This is a genomic window from Janthinobacterium sp. GW822-FHT07H10 (genome assembly GCF_058798675.1).
The window spans coordinates 39,087-60,281 of record NZ_JBXAKS010000002.1 but is presented as its reverse complement, the minus strand read 5'-3'; the positions used below and the strand labels follow the sequence as shown (position 1 = coordinate 60,281).

The window sequence follows — 21,195 nt, the reverse complement described above, 5'->3', positions numbered from 1 at the left end:
TTGTGCATACCGAGCTTGTCCACCGTGAAAGAACACCGCATGCCGCCATCGTTGCCAGAAGAGATAGAACGCCACCTGGCGTTGTTTGTCGCCGCCGCGCACCACGCCTTCGGCGCGGACCTTGCCGCCGCCGTGCTGTTTGGCTCGGCCGCGGACGGCCAGTTGCGCGCCACGTCCGACGTCAACCTGCTGTTGCTGCTCAAGCGCTTTGCGCCGCCAGCGGCCGATGCGCTGCGCGGGCCCTTGCGCATGGCGCATTCCGCCATCGATCTGCAGGTGATGTTCCTGCTCGAGAGCGAATTGGCGGAGGCGGCCGACGCCTTCGCCGTCAAGTTCGCCGACATCATCGCGCGCCACCAGGTGCTGCATGGCGCCGATCCTTTCGCCAGCCTGCACACCAGCCGCGACGCCGTGCTGCGCCGCCTGCGGCAGGTGCTGCTGAACCAGCAGCTGCGCATGCGCGAACGCTACCTGCTCCTCAGCCTGAACGAAGAACAGCTGGCCGGCGCCATCGCCGACGCCGCCGGCCCCCTGCGCTCGGCGGCGGCGTCACTGGCGCAGCTGGACGACCTGGCGCCGTTGTCCGGCAAGCAGGCGCTCGAAGCGTTTGTCGACGGGCTGGGCGACCCGGCCTTGCACGCAGCCTTGCAAGCCATGTCGACGGCGCGCGAAACGGCGCGCCTGGCGCCGGGGCAGGCCCTGCCCGCCTTTACCGGCCTGATGGCCATTACCGAACGCCTGCGCGAGCACGCGGAGCAGATGCGGTGAACGGCCTCAATCCGTTTTACTGGAGCGGGCCGTGGTTCCTGCTCGCCTACCTGCTCTTCGGCGTGCTCGTGCTGTACCTCGTGCGCGAGCTGCTGATGCGCCAGGAACTGCGCAATCCGCATGCCCAGCTGACGCTTGCCGAGGATCCCTACCGTATCGCCTTCCTGCGCGGCGGCGCGCTCGAAGCCGTGAAGATCGCCGCCATCGTGCTGGTCGATCGCGGCTTGCTGCGCGCCGCAGGGCCGCTGCTGGCCACGGCCAGCGCCGACAGCCTGCGCTTCGCCAGCCATGACATCGAGCGCGACGTGCTGCGGCTCTTCCTGGGCCGCCAGGGCCACAGCAGGGAACTGGCTGTGCAGGCCGCGACGCTGCCCGCGTGCCGCGCCTACCTGGATAGCTTGACGCAGCAGGAATTGCTGGTCGGGCCGCCGCTGCTGCGCCGGCGCGCGCGCATCACCGGGATCGCGCACTACCTGCTGCTGGCGGTGGCCGCCATCAAGGCCATCGTCGCCATCGCCAACGGGCATTACAACCTGCTGTTCCTGGCGTTGCTGCTGGCGCTCTTCCTGCTGATCTTGCGCGGCCTGCGCAACCGGCGGTCCAGCTGGAGCGCGCAGCGGCTGCTGGCCGACCTGCGCATGCTGTTTCGCCGGCTGAACATGCGTTCGTCGCGCCTGAAGGCGGGCGACGGCAGCGCCGACATGGCGCTGCTGGCCGCCATCTTCGGCATCGGCGCCTTGCCGCTGTCCGTGTACACGTATATCGCCGAACTGTATCCGGCGCCACGGTCCGGCAACGGCGGCAGCGACAGTGCATCGGGCAGCTCGAGTTCCGGCGACTCTTCATCGGGCGGCGATGGCGGCGGTTCGTCGTGCGGCAGCGGCTGTGGCGGGTGCGGCGGTGGCGGCGGCTGTGGCAGCTAGCATGGCGGTAGCACCGGACCGCGTCGGTCTGGGCTGGCGCGGCGAACTGGCTGCCGGCATCCTGTCGAATCTGGCGCACATCGACGTGCTGGAAGTGATCGCCGACGACTATTACCGCGCCTCGCGCGCCGGCATCGCCGCGCTGTGCAGCCTGGCGCGCCAGGTCCCGCTCAGCCTGCACGGCGTCGGCATGGGACTGGCGTCGACGATACCCGCCGATCCGCGCCGGCTGCACGCGATGGCGCGCCTGATGCGGCAGGTGCAAGCCGAATCGTGGTCCGAGCATCTGAGTTTTGTGCGCGCCGGCGGCGTCGAAATCGGCCACCTGGCGGCGCCGCCGCGCACGCCGCACAGCGCCGCCGGCGCAATCGCCAATATCGCGCTGGCCACGCGCATCGTCGGCAGCGCGCCGCTGATGGAAAACATCGCCACCCTGGTCCAGCCGCCGGCCAGCACGATGGACGAAGCGGCATGGCTGGCGCAGATCGTCGACGGCGCGCAAGTGCCGCTGCTGCTCGACCTGCACAACCTGTATGCGAACGCCGTCAATTTCGGCGAGGCGCCGGAAGAGCTGTTGCTGCGCCTGCCCCTGGCCATGGTCGGCGCCGTGCACCTGAGCGGCGGCCACTGGGTGGCGCAGCCGGACGGCGCGGGCAGGCGCTTGCTGGACGACCATCTGCACGACGTGCCGCCCGCCGTCTTCGATTTACTGACCCTGCTGGCGCGCCATGCGCCACAGCCGCTGACGGTGATCGTCGAACGCGACGGCAATTACCCGTCGTTCGCGCATGTGCTGGACCAGCTGGCACTGGCGCGCGCGGCCTTGCGCGCGGGGCGAAACGCATGAGCTCCCCCGCGCTGGAAACTTACCTGGCGCAGCTGTACACGGACGACGCCTTGCGCCGCGCCTTCCTGCTGGCACCGCATGCACAAGCGCTGCTGCATGGCTTGTCGGCGCAGGAAGCGGACGCGATGGCGGCGATGGACCGCATCGGCCTGCAGATGGCGGCGGCCAGCTATCGCGCCAAGCGCGCCGGACATGGGACCCAGGCCAGGCCGGCGCAACGCTGGTGGCGCCGCCTGCTGGCAGGCTGGATCTGACCGGCGGACAGGCTCGCAGAGCGCCAGACTGACCGCAGGACAGGCCTACAACCGGGCAGGCTTGCCGTCGGACAGACTTGCAGTCGGACAGACTTGCCGTCTGTCCCCCTACAGCTGCCACATGCGCAGCGGCAGCAAGCCCCACCAGGCCAGCACCAGCAGCAGTTGCAGGGCCGCCAGCAAGGCGACCCAGTCCCATTTTTCCAGGGTGCCCGCCGCCGTGCCGCGGCTGCGCCAGCAGCGCGCCAGGCCAAAGGCCATGGCCAGCGGCAGCGCGCCTGTGGCCAGCGCCAGCAGCACACTGGCCACCGTCACGTCGCCCAGGCGCAGCCAGGACTGGAAGAAATAAAATGGCAGCGGCAAGGCCAGCGACAGCAACGACAGCAGCGGCGCAAACAGGTGATCGCCACGTCCCAGGGTGCGGCGCGCGGCGCGATACAGGCCCGCCAGCAGCACGTACAGCAAGCCCGCCGCGCCCAGCGCCAGGCTGCCCCACAACACCAGCATGCGCAGCATCGACGCCCGCTCATAGCTGCGCAAGCCGTCGCTGAGCACATGCCGGCCCTCTTCCTGCAGCAGCACGTGCGACGGCGCGCTGCGGTCGCTGGCGCGGAACAGGAAGCCGCCCACCGGCTCCAGTTCCTTCGGCTCGCCCTGGAATGGAATCAGGAACAGCGATTCGCCATCCCATTTCAGGCGCGTGAAGCCGAAGACGGCGTCGACCCAGGCCATGCTGGCCATGGGGCTGGGCGACGGCACATACACGCCTTGCCAGTTTTCCACCGTGGGCGCGGGGATGCCGCGCGCGGCCGGCGCCCGCAGCGGCAAGCCCAGGTCGCGCAGCAGCAGGCGGTTGAAGCGTTCGTAATCGGCTTGCTCCGCATCCGTGTTGAAGGCCACGAAAAACGCGCTTTTCTGTTCCGGGTAGATGCACAGCATGGCGCGGAAACCCACGCCCGTCCCCGGATGGCAGGCGCCCACCACATTGTGGCGGTCGCGCACGGCCAGCGCCAGGCCATGCCCCGTTTCCAGGCCCGCCTGCGCCGCGTCCGTGCCGGCCGGCTCCGACAAGGCGCCCAACAGGGCCAGGTCGATGAACTGCCTGCCCTGTAGCTGGCCGTCGCCCATCAGGAATTGCGCCAGCTTGCCCATGTCGGCTGCCGTCGTGGTGAACTGCGTGGCCGGGCGCAGGTACTGGGGCACGACCGCCTGCGCCACGCCGCGTTCGAAGTGGCCCATGGCCAGGCGCGGGTCGGCCTGCGCTCCCGCCTGCGTGCTCATTTGCGTGACAAAGGTAAACGTACTGTCCGTCATGCCCAGCGGCTGCAGCAGCTGCGCATCGAGATAGCGCTCGTATGGCTGGCCCGTGACTTTCTCGATCACCATGCCCAGCAAGCCATAGCCCATGTTCGAATACGCATAGCGGCTGCCGGGACGGGCGCGCACGCGCAGCAGGCCGCCACCGCCGTCAAACGCGGCCGCCAGCGGCGTATCCGGCGCCGGTTTCAGGCTGAACGCCTGCCAGAAGCGCACATTGTCCAGACCGGACGTATGCGCCAGCAAGTGGCGGATGCGCACGGGGTCGCTGGCCTGCCACGGGTTTTTCAGGGCCAGCTCGGGCAACACCTGCTGCACGGGCGTATCGAGCGTGAGCTTGTCTTCGCTGATCAGGCGCAACACGCCGAGCGCCAGCGCCACCTTGGCCACGGAGCCCACCTGCACGCGCGTGTCCGCCTGCATGGGCGCCTTGCTGGCCGCATCGCGCAAGCCGGCCGCGCCCATGCGCACGCTCCCGTCGGGCAGGATTTCACTCCACACGGCGCCGGCCAGCGCCTCGTCCTGCAAGCCGGCCGCCATATCGGCCTGCAGCGTGCCGCCGGCGGCATGGGCAGCGGAAAGCATGCCCGCCTGCGCGGCGCCGCACAGCAGCAGCGCCGGCAAGGCGCGCCGCAGCCACCGGCGCGCGCGCGCGGCCATCGTCGTCGTATCTGATTTCACCAATTCATTCCGCCTTTTCCATGCATGGATCGCCCCCCGTGCCAACATTGCTTGCTACAATAAAAACCTGACCAAGCAAGGGAGACTCCATGTCACAAGAGATTATTCTCGATAGCAAACTCCAGCAGACCAAGAATTTGGCCTGGTGGTTGTACCTGATACATGGCGCCAGCTTCGTGTTTTCGCTGGGCGCCTTTTCCTTCATTCCGCTCATCATCAATTACGTGAAGCGCGATGAAGCGGCCGGGACCTTTGTATACAGCCATCACAGCTGGATGATCCGTTCCTTCTGGTGGTATGTGGCCTGGATCGTCATCGGCGCCGTGCTGTGGATCACCATCATCGGCATTCCGCTGGCCTTCGTCGTCTGGGGCGTGGCATGGCTGTGGAAAGCCTACCGCCTGCTGCGCGGCTTCCTCGACCTGAACAACAATACCCCCGTGCCCATGTAAGGCGCGTTCGCGGCAGGCGCCCTGCCTGCCGCCCTTCCACTACATCGCCGCGAACGCCCGTTCGATATCGGCGATCAAGTCCTGCGGATCTTCCAGTCCCACGTTCAGCCGCACCAGCTGGCCCGGCAGCTGCCAGCCCTTGCGCATGGCGGCGATACGGTAGGGCATCACCAGGCTGTTGGCGCCGCCCCAGCTGTAGCCGATCTTGAACAACTGCAAGGCATCGACGAAGCGGTCCGTCTGCGCCTCCGTGTAGCGGGGATCGAACAGCACGGAAAACAGGCCGCCCGCGCCCGTGAAGTCGCGCTGCCAGATGACGTGGCCCGGACAATCGGCGAACGCCGGATGCAGCACCGTGGCGATCTCGCCCCTGCCCTTGAGCCAGGCCGCCACCGTGCGCGCTCCCGCGTCGTGGGCGTCGAAGCGCAGCTTCATGGTGGGCAGGCCGCGCAGCACCAGGTAGGCGTCATCCGCGCCCACGCCCATGCCCAGACGCATGTGCGCCTGCGCCAGGCGCTCGTGCAGCGCGCGCTCGCGCGTGATCAGGGCCCCCATCAGCACATCCGAGCCGCCCGACTGGTATTTCGTCAGCGCCTGCATGATGATGTCCACGCCCAGGTCGAAACCGCGCAGGGCCAGGCCCGCCGACCAGGTGTTGTCGAGGGCGACCAGCACGCCGCGTGCATGGGCGGCCGCGCAGATGGCGGGCAGATCCGGCACTTCCATGGTCACGGAACCCGGCGCTTCCGTCCAGATGAGCTTGGTATTGTCCTGGATCAGGGCGGCGATGCCGGCGCCGATGAGCGGATCGTAATAGCGGGCCGTGATGCCGAAATCGTGCGCCAGCCAGCGCCCCAGCTCGCGGTTCGGGTTGTAGATGTTTTCCGGCAGCAATACATCATCGCCCGTCTTCAGCAAGGCAAAGTCCGCCATGGCGATGGCCGCCAGGCCCGACGGCGCCAGCAGGCAGTGCGTGCCGCCTTCGATCTCGGCCAGCCGCGCTTCCAGGGTGAACGTGGTGGGCGTGCCGTGCAGGCCGTAGGTGTAGGCGTTCTTCTCTTTCCAGTCGCCCGAGCGCATGGCCGCCACGTCCTTGAACAGCACGGTCGACGCGTGATGGATGGCATTCGGAAACGCGGCAAAGCCTTGCGGCGCCTGGTAATCGCTGTGGATCAGCGCGGTCTGCGGGGATTTTGGTGTGGTCATGGCGTCGGCTACGTGCGTGGGCAAATAAAAAGGCGGGCCAGCAATTGCTGGTCCGCCTTGATTGTAAGGGCTTTGCGCCCTGTACGCCGTACGACTGTTACACCTGCTTACTCGGCGGCGCCCCACAGGTCGTGCGCGTCGGCCGAGGTGATGGTCACGTCGACGAACTGGCCCACCGCCAGCTTGCGGTGCGGCTCGAACGGCGGCTTGACGTAGACGACGCCATCGATTTCCGGCGCGTCGGCGGACGAGCGGCCCACGCCGCCCGAGCGGGTGACTTCATCGATGAGCACGCGCACGGTCTTGCCGACCTTGGCTTGCAGGCGTTTTTTCGAGATTTCTTCCTGCAGCAGCATGACGCGGCCGCGGCGCTCTTCGCGCAATTCTTCCGGCACGGGGTTGGCGATGGCGTTGGCCGTCGCGCCTTCGACAGGCGAATACGCGAAGCAGCCCAGGCGGTCGATCTGCGCTTCCTTGAGGAAGTCGAGCAAGTACTCGAATTCCGCTTCCGTTTCGCCTGGGAAACCAGCGATGAAGGTCGAGCGGATGGTGAGATCCGGGTTGATGGCGCGCCAGGCCTGGATGCGGTCCAGGTTTTTCTCGCCGCTGGCCGGGCGCTTCATGCGTTTCAGCACGTCAGGATGCGCATGCTGCATCGGGATGTCGAGGTATGGCAGGATGTGGCCGCCGCTCATCATCGGGATGATCTGGTCCACGTGCGGGTACGGATACACGTAGTGCAAGCGCACCCAGGCGCCGTAGGTCTTGGCCAGCTCGCCCAGCGCTTCCGTCAGCTGCGTCATGTGGGTCTTGATGGGACGGCCATTCCAGAAGCCGGAGCGGAATTTCACATCCACGCCATACGCCGAGGTGTCTTGCGAAATGACCAGCAATTCCTTGACGCCGGCCTTGAACAGGTTTTCCGCTTCGATCATCAATTCGCCGATCGGGCGCGAGACCAGGTCGCCGCGCATCGATGGGATGATGCAGAAGCTGCAGCGGTGGTTGCAGCCCTCGGAAATTTTCAGGTAGGCATAGTGCTTCGGCGTCAGCTTGACGCCTTGCGGCGGCACCAGGTCGAGGAATGGCGCATGCGGTTTCGGCAAGTGAAAATGCACGGAATCCATCACTTCGGCCAGCGCGTGCGGGCCCGTGACGGACAGCACTTTCGGGTGCACCTTCATGATGATGTCGTCGCCGGCAGCATCTTTCTTGGCGCCCAGGCAACCGGTCACGATGACCTTGCCGTTCTCGGCCAGCGCTTCGCCGATGGCGTCGAGCGACTCTTGCACGGCAGCATCGATGAAACCGCAGGTATTGACGATCACCAGATCGGCGCCAGCGTAGGATTTCGCCGTTTCGTAACCTTCGGCGCGCAGTTGGGTCAGGATTTGTTCGGAATCGACCAGCGCTTTCGGGCAGCCGAGCGAGACAAAGCCCACTTTCGGTGCCGCACCTGGCATGGCCAGCATGGCCTCGGGCTGGGCGGAAGGAACGGGAATACGGTGAATTTCAGACATAGTTGGCAGCTAGTAAAATGGTGAGGCGAATCGGCTATTGTACCCCGAGCCGCCCCTTGCTGGCAGAACTATGCTGTGAATGACGCTGATTTGATATCAAAAAGACATTCAAATGAGGCGTATGGGCAGCAACACCCCCCATACGCCAGCATCTGATGATTATTTCTTGTCTGTTGGCGGGACTGGCGGCACGAACGGGAAAGTACCGAACAGGTTCTTGCTCTGGCTCTGCATCTGCTCCTGCATCTGCACGAACAGGCTCTTGCTCTGGTCGATATAGTTGTTCATCATGCCTTGCATCATTGGACCCTGGACATTCATGAACTGGGTCCACATTTCCGGGCTGAATGGCTTGCCTTCGAAGCTGCCGGCCGAGGTGCCCGTGAACTTGTGCTGGATATCGGTGAACGCTTGCACGTTCTTTTCCAGGTAGGACCCCATCATGCCCTGCATGGCGTGGCCATAGTAGCGGATGATCTGCGACAACACGCCGCTGGAGAACATCGGCACGCCGCTGGCCTCCTCTTCCAAAATGATCTGCAGCAAGATGCTACGCGTCAAGTCTTCACTGGACTTGGCATCGACCACCGTGAATTCCTCATTGTCCAACACCAGCTGCTTGACGTCCGTCAAGGTGATGTAGGAACTGGTTTGCGTGTCGTACAGACGGCGGTTGGGGTATTTTTTAATCAGGCGGTCTATACTTTTTTTTGCACTACTCATCACAAGTTCCACTTATTGCGCCGCAGCGCATACTGAGTTAATCCGAAAAAAAAGCGAACGTGGGTCCGCTTTCGCACCTGCCTACGTTTTCCATTATAGAGTGGAAAATGGCTACATTGCACATTCGGAGCGAAGATTCCCACATTTATTGCAACGCAACTAAAAGTAGGTTCTTGACAAGACCACAGTTCACTGCGGCCTTGCCTGCCGGCAGGACTTGCAATCCTAGTCCGCCCTGACTTTAACATACCGCCCCGGCGCCGGCTCGATTGCCGCGTGGCGTTTATTACCGGGCTTGCCTGGCGCCTTCACCTGGGCGCCGCCGTGTTCCGCCAGGAAGGCCGCCCATTCCGGCCACCAACTGCCCACGTGCTCGGTGGCGCCTTGCAGCCATTGCTCGGCACTCAGGGGCTTGGCCTTCGCCGTGCGGGCGCCTTTGCCTGCGTCATTGCTCCAGTAACTGCGTTTTTTCTTCGAGGCGGGATTGATCACGCCGGCGATATGGCCCGAAGCGCCCAGAATAAAACGGTTGGCCTTCGGCTTCTTCGGGTTCAGCAAGGCCGTGCTGGCATAGGCCGCGCCCCAGGGCACGATATGGTCTTCGCGCGAGCCGTAGATGAAGGCGGGTGCATCGATGCTGCTGAGGTCGATTTTCTCGCCGGCCACGGTCAGCTTGCCCGGCACTTTCAAGCTGTTTTCCAGGTAAGTGTTGCGCAAATACCAGCAGAACATGGGGCCCGGCAAGCCCGTGCCGTCGCCATTCCAGTACAGCAAATCAAACGCGGGCGGCTCCTTGCCCTTCAGGTAATTCGACTGCACGTAGTTCCACACGAGGTCGTTCGGCCGCAGGCTGGAGAACGTGCTGCCCAGGTCGCGGCCCGACATCAGGCCGCCCTTGGCCAGCGTCTGCTCGCGCAACGCCACTTGCGGCTCGTCGATAAAGACATCGAGCGCGCCCGTGTCGCAGAAGTCGAGGAAGGTCGTCAGCAGCGTCAGGCTGGCGGCCGGATTCTCGCCGCGCGCCTTGAGCACGGCCAGCGCCGTCGAGACGATGGTGCCGCCCACGCAAAAGCCGAACATATTCAGCTTGTCCTGGCCCGACACCTCCTGCGCCACCCGTATGGCGGCGATCACGCCCTGCTCCACGTAATCGTCCCACGTCAGGTGCTGCATGCTCAGGTCCGGATTGCGCCACGACATGAGGAACACGGTGTTGCCCTGCTCCACCGCGTAGCGCACGAGCGAGTTTTCCGGCTGCAAGTCAAGGATATAGAATTTATTGATGCACGGCGGCACCATCAACAGGGGCCGCTGGTGTACCGTGGCGGTCGTCGGCGTATACTGGATCAGCTGGAACAGCGCATTTTCAAACACCACCGTGCCCGGCGTGGTGGCCACGTTGCGGCCCACCTCGAACGCCGATTCGTCGGATTGCGAGATGCGGCCCTTCTGCATGTCGGCCAGCATGTTGCTCAAGCCCTTGGCCAGGCTCTCGCCCTTGGTCTCGATCAGGGTTTGCTGGGCGTCAGGATTGGTGGCGAGGAAATTGGCGGGCGACATGGCGTCGACGATTTGCTGCACGGCGAATGCAATCTTTTGCTTCTGATGCGGCGTCGCTTCCACGGCCTCGGCCATGGCGGTGAGGAATTCGGCGTTCAGCAAATACGCGGCCGCATTGAAGGCCGACAAGGGGCTCGCATGCCAGGCGGGCGCGGCAAAGCGGCGGTCTTTCAGTTCCGGCGTCTTGCCGGCCATAAAGTCAGCCCACAAGCCCGTCAGCTTGGCCACGTAGGCGTTTTTCAGTTGCTCGATCGCTTCCGGCTTGATGCTGGCGCCCGCATCTTGCAAAATGCCGGCAATCGGATTGCTGGAAGGCTGCGGTACCATGTTGAACCACGTCTTCCACTGCTCAGGATTGCTGATCTGCGCCATCCATTCTTTGGTCATCATTTGAGGATCGGGCATATTCATAGCTATATAAGTCCATTCAAGAATTGAGAACGCCGAACAAAACCGACTGTGCGTCGGCATGGGCGGGCTGCGATGCTCACCGTACAGTCGTACGGTTGCGCGTCTTGGCAACCTCTCCCTTCCGCTCGCTACGGTTTTATCAGGCGTGAAAACGTCGTCGAAGAATAAATACTTTTTGGATCAACTGCATGCAAACTCTTACCGACTGTCAATACTCATGATGCTCATGACCGCTGTTGCCTGGATCTACGTCGTCGGCCTCATGGCGCTGACGGAACCGTCCATCGTCGCCGGGGTGATGACCTTCGTGCTGTACTGCGCCATCCCCCTGTCCATCCTATTCTATCTGACGGGCTCGCGGCGACGCAAACGCAAGGCGGCGCGCATCGCCGAACAGCACGCGCGCGCCCTTGCCTCAGCAGACGATAAAACAAAAACGGCAGACACATAAGTGTCTGCCGTGCAGATTATTTGCGCCAGATCAAGCTGGCCTGTCTTCCCGTGACACCATCGCGCCGGTACGAATAAAACTGCGCCGCATCGCTGACGGTGCAGTATTCCCCTCCCGCCACCTGCGCCACGCCATCGCGCAGCAGCATGGTGCGCGCCAGGCCATAGATATCGGCCAGGTACTTGCCCGGCTTGCCAGCGATGGCGCTGAACGCATCGGACAGCACTTGTCGCTCGGCAGCGTCGCGCGCGCCGTCGCGAAACGCCTGCAGCACGTCGTGCCCCACCTCGAATTGCTGGGGGCCAATGGCCGGCCCCAGCCAGGCGAGGATGTCCGTCGCGCCCTGCGCGCGCATGCGCTCCACCGTGCGCTGCAAGACGCCGTTGGCCAGGCCGCGCCAGCCCGCATGGGCCGCGCCGACGACGAGGCCATCGCTTGAGCTGAACAACACCGGCAGGCAATCGGCCGTCATCACCACGCATACGGCACCCGCCTGCGTGGCGATGCTGGCATCGGCATCGGGCACGCAACCGTCGAGCTTGCCGGCATCGGCCACGGCCACGCCATGCACCTGCGACAGCCAGGCCGGTTGTGACGGCAGCATGGCGGCCAGCCGCGCGCGGTTGGCCGCCACGTGCGCGGGCTCATCGCCCACGTGCGTGCCCAGGTTCAAGCCACCGCCGCCCTGCCCGTCACCGTATGGCCCCAGGCTGACGCCGCCCGCGCGCACGGTCACCAGCGCGCCCACGTTCGCGGGCAAGCCGGGCCAATGGGGAATCAGGCAAGACAACGGTGCCGTCATCAGACCTGTTCCGGCTCGGGAATGCCGGCGGTGGCGATCAGTTCCGCGAAGTCATCGGCCAGCGGCACGATCCACTCGCACGCTTCCAGCGTGCCCGGATGCACGAGGCCCAGGCGGCGCGCCTGCAGCGCCTGGCGCGAGAACACGGACACCAGGTGCTGCTTGCCGTACACATAGTCACCGACCAGCGCAAAGCCCAGGTGCTGCATGTGCACGCGGATCTGGTGGGTGCGGCCTGTTTCCAGGCGGCACTGCATCAGGCTCACGGGACGGCGGTCGAGTTCGCCGCTGCCGATCAATTCATAGTGCGTGATGGCAGGCTTGGCCGTAAAATTTTCCGACACGGCCATCTTGACGCGGTCGCGCGGGTGGCGCGCGATGGAGGCGTCGATGGTGCCCGCCGCCTTCGGCGTGCCCCACACCAGCGCGAAATACTCGCGCTTGACGGTGCGCGCCTGCAACTGGCGCACGAGGTCCGTCTGCGAGGCAAGCGTCTTGCCGACCACCATCAGGCCGCTCGTATCCTTGTCCAGGCGGTGCACGATGCCGGCGCGCGGCACGCCCGCCAGCTGCGGGCAGTGGTGCAGCAGGCCGTTGAGCAGGGTGCCCGACCAGTTGCCGGGGCCCGGATGCACGACCAGTCCGGCCGGTTTGTTGATCACGATGATATGCTCATCCTCGTGCACGATGTTCAATTCCATCGCTTCCGGCTTAAAAGCCTCGTCTTCCGGCGCGCTTTGCGGCAGAATGACGATCTTTTCATCGCCATAGGCGGTCATGTTGCGTTTGGCAACTTTTCCGTCCACGGTCACGAAACCGGCTTCCAGCCACAATTGCAAGCGGCTGCGCGAATATTGCGGCACCAGCTTGGAAATGACTTTATCGAGGCGGTGGCCGCAGGCGTCCGGCGTCAGTTCCAGTGTAATCGGGGCCATTTCCTCGAAGACGTCGTCGGCGGCAAAATCGCCGTCAAACGCCTCTTCGCTACCATGGTCAGAAAGGGAGTCAAACGCGGGGTCAGCCAAATTAGGCTTCGGAGTTAATATCACAGCATTCCCATCGGCTATAATCAGCCTATTGTAAAATCTTGGTTAAAACCTTCTTGCAAAACGTCATGCAAAAAAAATTATCGTTGGTAGTCGCTTCAGTCGTTCTGCTCGGCATGTCCGCTTGCAGCTTGTTGCCTGAAAAAGTGGATGAGACCAAAAACTGGTCCGTTACGAAATTATACTCGGAGGCGCGTGAAGAAATGTCCGGGCAGCACTATGAAGCTGCAATCGGTCTGTTTCAGAAGCTGGAGGCTAACTATCCTTTCGGCAACTATGCTCTGCAAGCGCAGATGGAGATCGCTTACGCGTATTATAAGTCGGGAGACCAGGCTCAGGCGTTAGCTGCCGTCGAACGCTTCATCAAGTTGCATCCGAACCACGCCAATGTGGACTATATGTACTACCTGCGGGGCCTGATCAGCTTTAACGACCAGATCAGCTTCCTGAACTTCCTGTACGAGCAAGATCCGACCGAGCGCGACCCGAAAGCCACGCGCGAAGCGTTTGCGGCCTTCAAGCAACTGGTCGATAAGTTCCCGAACAGCAAGTACGCACCCGATTCGCTGGCCCGCATGAATTACCTGATCGATGCGATGGCGAAATACGAAGTGCACGTGGCGCGCTATTACTACCGCCGCGGTGCCTACCTGGCCGCCGCCAACCGCGCGCAAACGACGATCAGCGACTTCGCCGCCTCGCCGGCGATCGAGGAAGCGCTGTTCATCATGTACCGCTCGTACGACAAGCTGGGCTTGACCGACTTGCGCGACGACGCCTTGCGCGTGCTGACCAGGAACTACCCGAACACGGCATTCCTCAGCCCGGAAGGGGTGAACAAGGAACGCAAGTGGTGGAAGTTCTGGCAGTAAGATAAGAAAAAACCGGGCTTGCCCGGTTTTTTTCTTGCCAACTAGTCCCCCACGCGGCGGCGGAATACCCAGTTATTGTCATTCGACGCTTCCGGCACGAAAGCATAGCCGTCCACGTCGAACCGCTTCAGCTGTTCCGGGTCGCGGATGGCATTCACGGCCGCATAGCGGGCCAGCATGCCGCGCGCGCGCTTGGCGTAGAACGAAATGATCTTATACTTGCCGTTCTTCCAGTCCTCGAACACGGGCGCGATGACGGGCACGTCCAGCTGGCGTGGCTTGACGGATTTGAAATATTCCTCGGAAGCAAGATTGACCAGCACTTTCGCGCCCTGCTCCTTGGCCGTGCGGTTCAAGCCGTTGGTGATGGTATCGCCCCAGAACGCATACAGGTCCTTGCCGCGCGCCGTCGACAGCCGCGTGCCCATTTCCAGGCGGTGCGGGTGGATCAGGTCCAGCGGGCGCAGCAAGCCGTACAGGCCCGACAGGATGCGCACGCGCGACTGGGCGTAGTCGAGCTGGGCCGGCTGCAGGCTGCGCGCCTCGAAACCGGCATACACGTCGCCATTGAAGGCCATGATGGCCTGGCGCGCCTCGGCCAGCTTGGGCGTCCAGGACGCGTAGCGGGCCACGTTGAGGGCGGACAGGGCGTCGGAAATGCCCATCAGGCTGCCCACTTCGGCCGGCGAAAACTGGCGCATGCGGTCTATCAGCTGGGCGGAATGGTCGAGGAAATCGGGGGTGCTGTGCAACGAGGTTGTTGGCGGCGTCTCCAGGTCGAGACTCTTGGCGGGCGAAAGCACGATCAACATAAATTATCACTACAGAATAGAATTGCCGACATGATACCTGCTCCACAAAAACTCGTCCTCGACACCAACGTTTGCCTCGACCTGTTCGTCTTCAACGACCCGCGCTGGGCGCCCCTGCTGGCCGCCATGGAAAGTGGCGCCGTGCAAGCCATCACGCGTGAGGATTGCCGCGCGGAATATCTTGTCGTGCTGCACTACAAGCATTTGCCGCTCGATGAAGCGAGCCGCCCCGTCGCCGCCGCCCGCTTCGATGCGCTGATCACCGTGGTGGCGCCACCCGTCTCCGGCGTGCGCCTGCCCGTCTGCACGGACAGGGATGACCAGAAATTCCTCGAACTGGCGCGCGACGCCAACGCCGACATCCTCATCACCAAGGACAAGGCCCTGCTGAAACTGGCCCGCAAGACGGCCAAGGCCGGCATGTTCAAGATCATGGTGCCGGAAGGCTGGGCGCCAGCGAGCTGAGCCGGATCGGACGCCCCCGCAACGGGGCGCGCTGCGCTAGAATAGGCAACGATCCTATTTTCCGCACTGCGACCCTACCGTTCATGAACAGCCCGTCCCTGCCCCACGCCACGCCCATCCTGACCACCCGTTTGCCTGCCGTCGGTACCACCGTGTTTACACGCATGTCCAGCCTGGCGGCCCAGCACGGCGCCGTCAACCTGGGCCAGGGCTTTCCCGATTTCGACTGCGACCCGGCCCTGGTCGAGCTGGTCGGCGACGCCATGCGCGCCGGCCACAACCAGTATCCGATGATGACGGGCGCCGCGCCCCTGCGCGAGGCCATCGCCGCGAAGGTCGCCAGCCTGTACGGCCACGCCTATGATGCGGCCACGGAGATCACCGTCACGGCCGGCGCCACGCAGGCGCTGACGACGGCGATCTTGTGCTGCGTGCACCCGGGCGACGAAGTCATCGTCATCGAACCGGCCTATGACAGCTATTTGCCGGCCATCGCGCTGGCCGGCGGCGTGCCCGTGCTGGTGTCCATGGAAGTGGGCGAACAGGGCTACAGCGTGCCGTGGGACAAGCTGGCCGCCGCCGTCAGCAGCAAGACACGCTTGATCATCATCAATACGCCGCACAATCCGACCGGCACGATCTTGCGCCCGGCCGACGTGGCCACCCTGGCCGACATCGTGCGCGGCACGCAAATTTTGATCCTGTCCGACGAAGTCTACGAGCACATGGTGTACGACGGCGTGCCGCACGCTTCATTGAGCCGCAATACGGAACTGGCCGCGCGCAGCTTCATCGTCTCGAGCTTCGGCAAGACCTATCACGTCACGGGCTGGAAGGTCGGCTATGTGGCGGCCCCGGCCGCCATGACGGCGGAATTTCGCAAGGTGCACCAGTACAACGTGTTTACCGTCAATACACCGATGCAACACGGCATCGCCGGCTACATGGCGAATCCGCAGCCTTATCTGGACTTGCCCGCCTTCTACCAGCGCAAGCGCGACCTGTTCCGCGACGGCCTGGCGGGCAGCCGCTTTACCCTGCTGCCGGCCGACGGCACGTATTTCCAGTGCGTGCGCTACGATGCCATTTCGCAGGACAGCGAAGCGCAGTTCGCCGAATGGCTGACGGCGGAAATCAAGGTGGCGGCCATACCCGTGTCCGCGTTTTACGCGCAGGGCAAGGAATCGGGCATCGTGCGTTTCTGCTTTGCCAAGAAGGACGACACCTTGCGCCTGGCGCTGGAGCGCCTGCGCACGATTTGATGCAGCGCCCTGCCGACGCAGGGCAATGAGTGAGGAACAACAGCATGGTACAGCGTCGCATCGGCCCGGCCGACCTGGTTCCCGGCGAACCCCTGCCCTGGGATTTGTTTCTGGCTGATCATAGTGCCGGCCCGCAACTGCGCAAGGGGCAGATCATCACGGACGGCACGCAGCTGGGCCGCTTGCTGCAGCTGGGCCTGTACGTGGGCGCGCCGGACCAGCCGTCCGTGCTGCGCCTGTTGAACGAGGCGGCGCAGCGCCTGGAACGGCTGCTGCTGGACTTGCGCAGCGAAAACAATGCCGAGCGCGACGTGCGCGACATTGCCCGCGAACTGCTGCGCGCGCTCGAACACGACGCCGACATCGCCCTGGCCAGCATCCTGCTCAACCAGATCGCCGGCAGCTACGCCGTGCGCCACTGCATCGAAACGGCGCTGCTGGCCATGCTGGTGGGGCGCGGCATGCATAAATCCCACGATGAGCTGTTGCTGGTCGGCGCCGCCGCGCTGACCATGAACGTGGGCATGCTGCGCCACCACGACAGCTTCCAGGACCGCCGCGGCCCCCTGAACGACGAGGAAATGCGCATCGTGCGCCAGCATCCGCAGGAAAGCACGGAACTGTTGCGCTGCGCCGGCATCGACGACGAAGAATGGCTCAGTTGCGTGCTGCTGCACCATGAAAACGACGACGGCAGCGGCTATCCGCAGGGCCGCACGGCCGATGAAATCCTGCAAAACGCCAAGCTGATCGGCCTGGCCGACCGCTATTGCGCCCGCGTCTCGGCACGCAACTACCGGCGCTCCATCGTCCCCGACCAGGCGCTGCAGCACATCTTCCTCGACCAGGATGTACCCGTCGACCCGCTGCTGGGCGAACAATTCGTCCAGCTGCTGGGAAAATATCCACCGGGCACCCTGGTGCGCCTGCGCAGCGGCGAACTGGGCGTCGTCACGCAACGGGGCGCCAGCCACGTGCACCCGCTCAGCGACCCGCTGGGCGCGCCGCTGGCCGCCGCCGAGCTGGCGCAACTGCCCCCGCGCGACACGGCCGACAGCCGCTTTGCCATCGTTTCCTCACTGCATGAAGACGATGCGGGCCTGCACTTCAGCATGCGGCATGTGTGGGGCGATGAGGCGCGCTTGTAGGCCGGCAAGCTTGCTCCCCGGCGCACGCGCCAGACTCGCCCCCTGAGGAATGCCGGATTAGTGCTTCGGCGGACGGATGCCGGTATATTGTGCGCTGACCAGCAGCCATTGATTATCGACAAGCCGGGCGACATATCCTGCGCGCATGGCGAAGGTGCGAGCAGCGCCCTCCTGATCGAGACGGTAAGACAGTCGTGCCGAGATGAGCGCCGTCTCGCCAAAGACGCGAACCGCCGGCTCATCGACCTGGAGCTGAGGACTCGGCCGCTTCTGCTCTGGCGCATAGAAGGAGAGCATTTTTTCACGTTCGTCCACCGCGCCGACTGGTGATATTTCCACATAATTCTCGGCCGTGGTGGCTTTCAAGGCCGCTAGATCGAAGCTGTTCTGGGCTTGCGCATGGCGCTGCACCAAGGCGAGCAGTTCGGCATCGGCGGGAGCCGCGTGCGCGCTGCCGATCGCGCCCAAGGCGCCCAGCAGGCCGGTGGTGAGGACATGTGAAAGGGTCAATTTCATGCGTATTCATCCTGGTCGAGGTCATTGAAAAGTGTCCGTTGCCTGCTGCGGCAGGATCGGACACTCGCTTGCGGGCCGTGCATGGCGAGAAAGCCCACTGCATGCTATCCCCTTGCCCTGTTCTCGCGCATGCCATTGCGACAAACCGCTTGAATCGGGGATTGAAACGCCATTTCGCCGGCTCGATTGCACGCCCGCCATGGCCGCATCGGGATGCGCATTGCGATGCCTTCAGATACGCCCGCAAGCCATGCCTCAGCCCGCGCCCACAGGAGCCTCCAGCAACGTCTGTTGCAGATCAAGGTTGAGCGCCCACTGCTCTTCCACCGGAATGGCGCGCCGCGAACTGGTCTTGAGGGAACCTTCTTGCGTCCACAGAAATGGATAAAAATTCAGGCACAGGTCGCCGGACAAGGGCAATTCGTCAAATTCCGCCACAGCGCCGGGCTGCCGGCCGTAGAACTGCCGCAACCGGCTGGTAAAAGCCCATTCGACAAACGCCGTGAAACCGATCTCCAGCGCTTCCCACGCCAGTGTCTCGGGCGCGAGGTAATACATATTGCCCTGGTCGGCCCCGAGTACGCCGCCGTTGATGGCAAAGAAGCCGCCGAGCACGTCGTCGGCCACCAGCAGAAAACCTTCGGCCTTTCCTTCGTTCCACGTGGCAATGTTACGGCCGAGCTTGCCATGTCCCGAACCCAATATGCGGAGCCAGCCATCATCCACCAGGATGCCTCCGGTTTCATAGGCGATCGCGCCAAGGGGGGAGCGCGTGGTGACCTGCAGTCTCAGCAGCACATCTTCCCTGCCGGCCGAGGGCGGCAGCAATTCCACCGGGATGTCGGCCTCGCTGGCCCATTGCCGTATCAGCGGAAACGCCGGGTCGTCACTATTCAATAATTCATTCAATGTACGCATTGCACCTGACCTTGTCGATGACCGCTTCCGGCGGTCGGAGAGTCCATGGCGAAGCTGGCACGGTCTGGCGGGCAGCGCCCGGCATTCCAGCGGCTCGCCCCTGGCGCGAGCCGGTATCGATGACGACGCCGGAACGCTGCGCAAATTTTACACATACACCCCCCGGCACCCTTGCACGCCTGCCAACGGCCACGCCAAGCCGGCCGGATGCCGCCATCCGGCATGCCGTGCATTCCCCCGTATCGACCGTTCATCCTGCGCCTGGCGCCATTCGTCGTCCCGCGCTCGCCCGGCGGGGCGGCCGCACCTACCATGCCGCTATGACCATTCCAATCCAGTTCAAGTCCGGCCAATTCTATGGCGACGTGCATCACGGCGCGCGCGGCAGCATGTTCGATATCCGCCGCCTGAAGGCCACGCGTAGCGAGGATGAAGTCGAAACGCACCGGCATGACGATGCCCATTTCGTCTTCGTCCTGTCCGGCACGTATATTTCCAGCGCCCTGCACGCCCCGCCGCGCGCGCCTTCGCCCACCCTCGTCTTCAATCCTGCCGGCACGACGCACCGCGACCGCTTCGTCGATGGCAAGGGCAGTTTCATGACGGTATCGCTCGACCCCGCCCTGCTGTCGGGCGCCGAGGAATTGCATGCGGCCCAGGAGTGCGCCACCATATTGCGCGATACGGCCAGCGCGGCCGCCGCCTTCCGGCTCGCGCGCGAAGTCGGCCGCGGCGGCGATGGCGCCTTGCTCGAAGCGGGCGCGTGGGAGATGCTGGCCAGCCTGCACAAGGCGCCCCGGCAGGCGCGCCCCGCCCTGCCCGGCTGGGCCCACCAGGCCTATGAAGCCGTGATGGACCTGGCCAATGACACGCATCTGCGCATCGCCGACGTGGCCGCCGCCCTGGACGTGCATCCCGTGCACCTGGCCCGCGTGTTCCGCCAGGCCTGGGGCTGCTCGCCGGGCGACCTGCTGCGCTGGCGCCGCGTCGACCAGGCCTGCGGCCTGCTACGCCGCCCGGAACTGAGCATGGCCGACGTGGCGCTCAGCGTGGGCTTTGCCGACCAGAGTCACATGAGCCGCGCCTTCCAGGCCCGCTACGGCATGACGCCCAGCAACTATCGCCGCCAAATGTTTCAAACGTCCAAGACAATGCCCAGATTGCAAGACTAGACTGAACTTTTCCAACCCCGGAGTACACCCATGTTACGATACCTCCCCCTCCTTCTGGCCTTCGGCAGCAGCGTCCACGCGGGCGAACTGGACGGCGTCACCACCGCCATCGAAGCGGGCGACTTCAAGCAGGTCACCAGCGTCGTGGTGGCGCAGCATGGCAAGCTGCTCTACGAACATTACTTCGACAAGGAAGGCGCCGAAAGCCTGCGCAACACGCGCTCGGTGGGCAAGACGGTGGCCGGCATGCTGGTCGGCCTGGCCATCGAGCGCAAGCTCTTGCGTGCCGACACCCCCGTCCTGCCCTACTTTCCGGAACTGCGCCCGTTGGCCCATGCGGACCCGCGCAAGGACAAGATCACGGTCGAGGATTTCCTGACCATGAGCTCGCTGCTTGAATGCGACGACGACAACCAGCATTCGCGCGGCAACGAAGAGCGCATGTATCTGGTGGAAGACTGGAGCCGCTTCGTAGCGGACCTGCCGATCCGCGGCTTTCCCGAATGGCAGCCCCGCCCCGAGCAATCGCCGTATGGCCGCGCCTGGAGCTATTGCACGGCCGGCGTAACCCTGCTGGGACCGCTGCTTGAAAAGGCGAGCGGCCAGGGCGTGCCGGACTTCGCCGCCGCCAACCTGTTCAAGCCGCTGGGCATCGACAAGGTGAAATGGCAATTCCAGCCCAAGGGCAGCGCCATGACGGGCGGCGGCTTGCAGCTGCGCAGCGTGGATCTGATGAAGCTTGGCCAGCTCTACCTCGACGGCGGGCGCTGGCATGGCAAGCAGGTGATGCCGGCCGAATGGGTCAAGCACTCGATCGCGCCCCACGCCAACGCGCGCGAAGGCATGGACTACGGTTACCTGTGGTGGCTGCAACCGTTCACGGCCAATGGCCGCACGGTGCAGAGCTACGGGATGGCGGGTTCTGGCGGCAATAAAGTGCTCGTCCTGCCGGAACTCGATGCAGTGGTCGTCATCACCACGACCAACTTCCAGGTGCGCGACGCCCATGGCCTCAGCGAAAAACTGCTGACCAAGCTGATCCTGCCGGCATTGATGCGCCCGTAAGCGC

The 21,195-nt window shown here is 64.2% G+C and carries 22 protein-coding genes; 12 read left to right on the top strand and 10 right to left on the bottom strand.

Features of this window, described 5'->3' with window-relative positions:
- Positions 1-15 precede the first annotated feature (15 nt).
- The 4 genes from AC1RDJ_RS04380 to AC1RDJ_RS04365 are packed head-to-tail and all read left to right on the top strand — an operon-like array spanning position 16 to position 2,792.
- Complete coding sequence (locus AC1RDJ_RS04380) at positions 16-768, top strand: hypothetical protein (protein WP_493026601.1); 753 nt, start codon at positions 16-18, stop codon at positions 766-768.
- A complete protein-coding gene (locus AC1RDJ_RS04375; RefSeq protein ID WP_493026600.1) occupies positions 765-1,691 on the top strand; it encodes a TIGR04222 domain-containing membrane protein in 927 nt (308 codons plus the stop codon). Before AC1RDJ_RS04380 ends, AC1RDJ_RS04375 begins: the two co-directional genes overlap by 4 nt.
- Position 1,692: 1 nt before the next feature.
- Positions 1,693-2,538, top strand: a complete 846-nt coding sequence (locus AC1RDJ_RS04370) for an MbnB/TglH/ChrH family RiPP precursor modification enzyme (protein ID WP_493026599.1) — start codon at positions 1,693-1,695, stop codon at positions 2,536-2,538.
- Positions 2,535-2,792 carry a hypothetical protein gene (locus AC1RDJ_RS04365; RefSeq protein WP_071323209.1) on the top strand — a complete coding sequence of 86 codons (258 nt, stop codon included), beginning with the start codon at positions 2,535-2,537 and terminating at the stop codon, positions 2,790-2,792. The genes AC1RDJ_RS04370 and AC1RDJ_RS04365 overlap by 4 nt, the downstream gene beginning before the upstream one ends.
- A 108-nt stretch (positions 2,793-2,900) precedes the next feature.
- Here AC1RDJ_RS04365 and AC1RDJ_RS04360 read toward each other — a convergent pair whose 3' ends face one another.
- Positions 2,901-4,790 carry a serine hydrolase domain-containing protein gene (locus AC1RDJ_RS04360; RefSeq protein WP_493026598.1) on the bottom strand — a complete coding sequence of 630 codons (1,890 nt, stop codon included), beginning with the start codon at positions 4,788-4,790 and terminating at the stop codon, positions 2,901-2,903.
- Between the two features lie 89 nt (positions 4,791-4,879).
- Between AC1RDJ_RS04360 and AC1RDJ_RS04355 the strand changes: the two genes are divergently transcribed.
- Positions 4,880-5,242 (top strand): DUF4870 family protein, encoded by a 363-nt coding sequence (locus AC1RDJ_RS04355; RefSeq protein ID WP_493026597.1) that lies wholly within the window; start codon positions 4,880-4,882, stop codon positions 5,240-5,242.
- A gap of 39 nt (positions 5,243-5,281) precedes the next feature.
- Here AC1RDJ_RS04355 and AC1RDJ_RS04350 read toward each other — a convergent pair whose 3' ends face one another.
- The 4 genes from AC1RDJ_RS04350 to phaC form a co-directional block, all read right to left on the bottom strand.
- The gene (locus tag AC1RDJ_RS04350) at positions 5,282-6,448 is read right to left on the bottom strand and encodes a cystathionine beta-lyase (RefSeq protein ID WP_493026596.1); all 1,167 of its coding nucleotides are present in this window, start codon (positions 6,446-6,448) and stop codon (positions 5,282-5,284) included.
- A 107-nt stretch (positions 6,449-6,555) separates the two neighbouring features.
- The gene (gene rimO, locus AC1RDJ_RS04345) at positions 6,556-7,911 is read right to left on the bottom strand and encodes a 30S ribosomal protein S12 methylthiotransferase RimO (protein ID WP_493027139.1); all 1,356 of its coding nucleotides are present in this window, start codon (positions 7,909-7,911) and stop codon (positions 6,556-6,558) included.
- A 216-nt stretch (positions 7,912-8,127) separates the two neighbouring features.
- Positions 8,128-8,691 carry a polyhydroxyalkanoate synthesis repressor PhaR gene (gene phaR / locus AC1RDJ_RS04340; protein WP_071323205.1) on the bottom strand — a complete coding sequence of 188 codons (564 nt, stop codon included), beginning with the start codon at positions 8,689-8,691 and terminating at the stop codon, positions 8,128-8,130.
- A 225-nt stretch (positions 8,692-8,916) separates the two neighbouring features.
- Complete coding sequence (phaC, locus tag AC1RDJ_RS04335; protein WP_083411738.1) at positions 8,917-10,641, bottom strand: class I poly(R)-hydroxyalkanoic acid synthase; 1,725 nt, start codon at positions 10,639-10,641, stop codon at positions 8,917-8,919.
- Between the two features lie 238 nt (positions 10,642-10,879).
- On the opposite strand from phaC, the gene AC1RDJ_RS04330 reads away from it, so the two are divergent.
- Positions 10,880-11,113: a hypothetical protein gene (locus tag AC1RDJ_RS04330; protein ID WP_335589265.1), complete on the top strand. Its 234-nt coding sequence runs from the start codon at positions 10,880-10,882 to the stop codon at positions 11,111-11,113.
- 16 nt (positions 11,114-11,129) lie between these two features.
- Here AC1RDJ_RS04330 and pgeF read toward each other — a convergent pair whose 3' ends face one another.
- Both pgeF and AC1RDJ_RS04320 read right to left on the bottom strand, forming a co-directional pair.
- Positions 11,130-11,915: a peptidoglycan editing factor PgeF gene (gene pgeF / locus AC1RDJ_RS04325; RefSeq protein ID WP_493026595.1), complete on the bottom strand. Its 786-nt coding sequence runs from the start codon at positions 11,913-11,915 to the stop codon at positions 11,130-11,132.
- Positions 11,915-12,940 carry an RluA family pseudouridine synthase gene (locus tag AC1RDJ_RS04320; RefSeq protein WP_071323202.1) on the bottom strand — a complete coding sequence of 342 codons (1,026 nt, stop codon included), beginning with the start codon at positions 12,938-12,940 and terminating at the stop codon, positions 11,915-11,917. Before AC1RDJ_RS04320 ends, pgeF begins: the two co-directional genes overlap by 1 nt.
- An 89-nt stretch (positions 12,941-13,029) precedes the next feature.
- On the opposite strand from AC1RDJ_RS04320, the gene AC1RDJ_RS04315 reads away from it, so the two are divergent.
- Entirely contained in the window at positions 13,030-13,833 is an 804-nt protein-coding gene (locus tag AC1RDJ_RS04315; protein ID WP_071323201.1) for an outer membrane protein assembly factor BamD, read from the top strand.
- A 41-nt stretch (positions 13,834-13,874) separates the two neighbouring features.
- On the opposite strand, the gene yaaA is transcribed toward AC1RDJ_RS04315, so the two are convergent.
- Positions 13,875-14,645 (bottom strand): peroxide stress protein YaaA, encoded by a 771-nt coding sequence (yaaA, locus tag AC1RDJ_RS04310; RefSeq protein ID WP_493026594.1) that lies wholly within the window; start codon positions 14,643-14,645, stop codon positions 13,875-13,877.
- Positions 14,646-14,675: 30 nt separating this feature from the next.
- Here yaaA and AC1RDJ_RS04305 point away from each other — a divergent pair, with 30 nt between their 5' ends.
- From AC1RDJ_RS04305 to AC1RDJ_RS04295, 3 genes are all read left to right on the top strand, one after another.
- Positions 14,676-15,110, top strand: a complete 435-nt coding sequence (locus AC1RDJ_RS04305; protein ID WP_071323199.1) for a putative toxin-antitoxin system toxin component, PIN family — start codon at positions 14,676-14,678, stop codon at positions 15,108-15,110.
- 83 nt (positions 15,111-15,193) lie between these two features.
- Positions 15,194-16,372, top strand: a complete 1,179-nt coding sequence (locus AC1RDJ_RS04300) for a pyridoxal phosphate-dependent aminotransferase (RefSeq protein WP_493026593.1) — start codon at positions 15,194-15,196, stop codon at positions 16,370-16,372.
- Positions 16,373-16,416: 44 nt separating this feature from the next.
- The gene (locus tag AC1RDJ_RS04295) at positions 16,417-17,520 is read left to right on the top strand and encodes an HD-GYP domain-containing protein (protein WP_071323197.1); all 1,104 of its coding nucleotides are present in this window, start codon (positions 16,417-16,419) and stop codon (positions 17,518-17,520) included.
- A 57-nt stretch (positions 17,521-17,577) separates the two neighbouring features.
- Here the strand turns inward: AC1RDJ_RS04295 and AC1RDJ_RS04290 are convergent, their stop codons facing one another.
- Positions 17,578-18,036 (bottom strand): nuclear transport factor 2 family protein, encoded by a 459-nt coding sequence (locus AC1RDJ_RS04290; protein ID WP_493026592.1) that lies wholly within the window; start codon positions 18,034-18,036, stop codon positions 17,578-17,580.
- 255 nt (positions 18,037-18,291) lie between these two features.
- Positions 18,292-18,954, bottom strand: coding sequence for a DUF2625 family protein (locus AC1RDJ_RS04285; RefSeq protein ID WP_493026591.1), 663 nt, complete (start codon positions 18,952-18,954; stop codon positions 18,292-18,294).
- 320 nt (positions 18,955-19,274) lie between these two features.
- On the opposite strand from AC1RDJ_RS04285, the gene AC1RDJ_RS04280 reads away from it, so the two are divergent.
- Entirely contained in the window at positions 19,275-20,126 is an 852-nt protein-coding gene (locus AC1RDJ_RS04280) for a helix-turn-helix transcriptional regulator (RefSeq protein WP_493026590.1), read from the top strand.
- A gap of 30 nt (positions 20,127-20,156) precedes the next feature.
- The gene (locus AC1RDJ_RS04275) at positions 20,157-21,191 is read left to right on the top strand and encodes a serine hydrolase domain-containing protein (RefSeq protein WP_493026589.1); all 1,035 of its coding nucleotides are present in this window, start codon (positions 20,157-20,159) and stop codon (positions 21,189-21,191) included.
- Positions 21,192-21,195 lie beyond the last annotated feature (4 nt).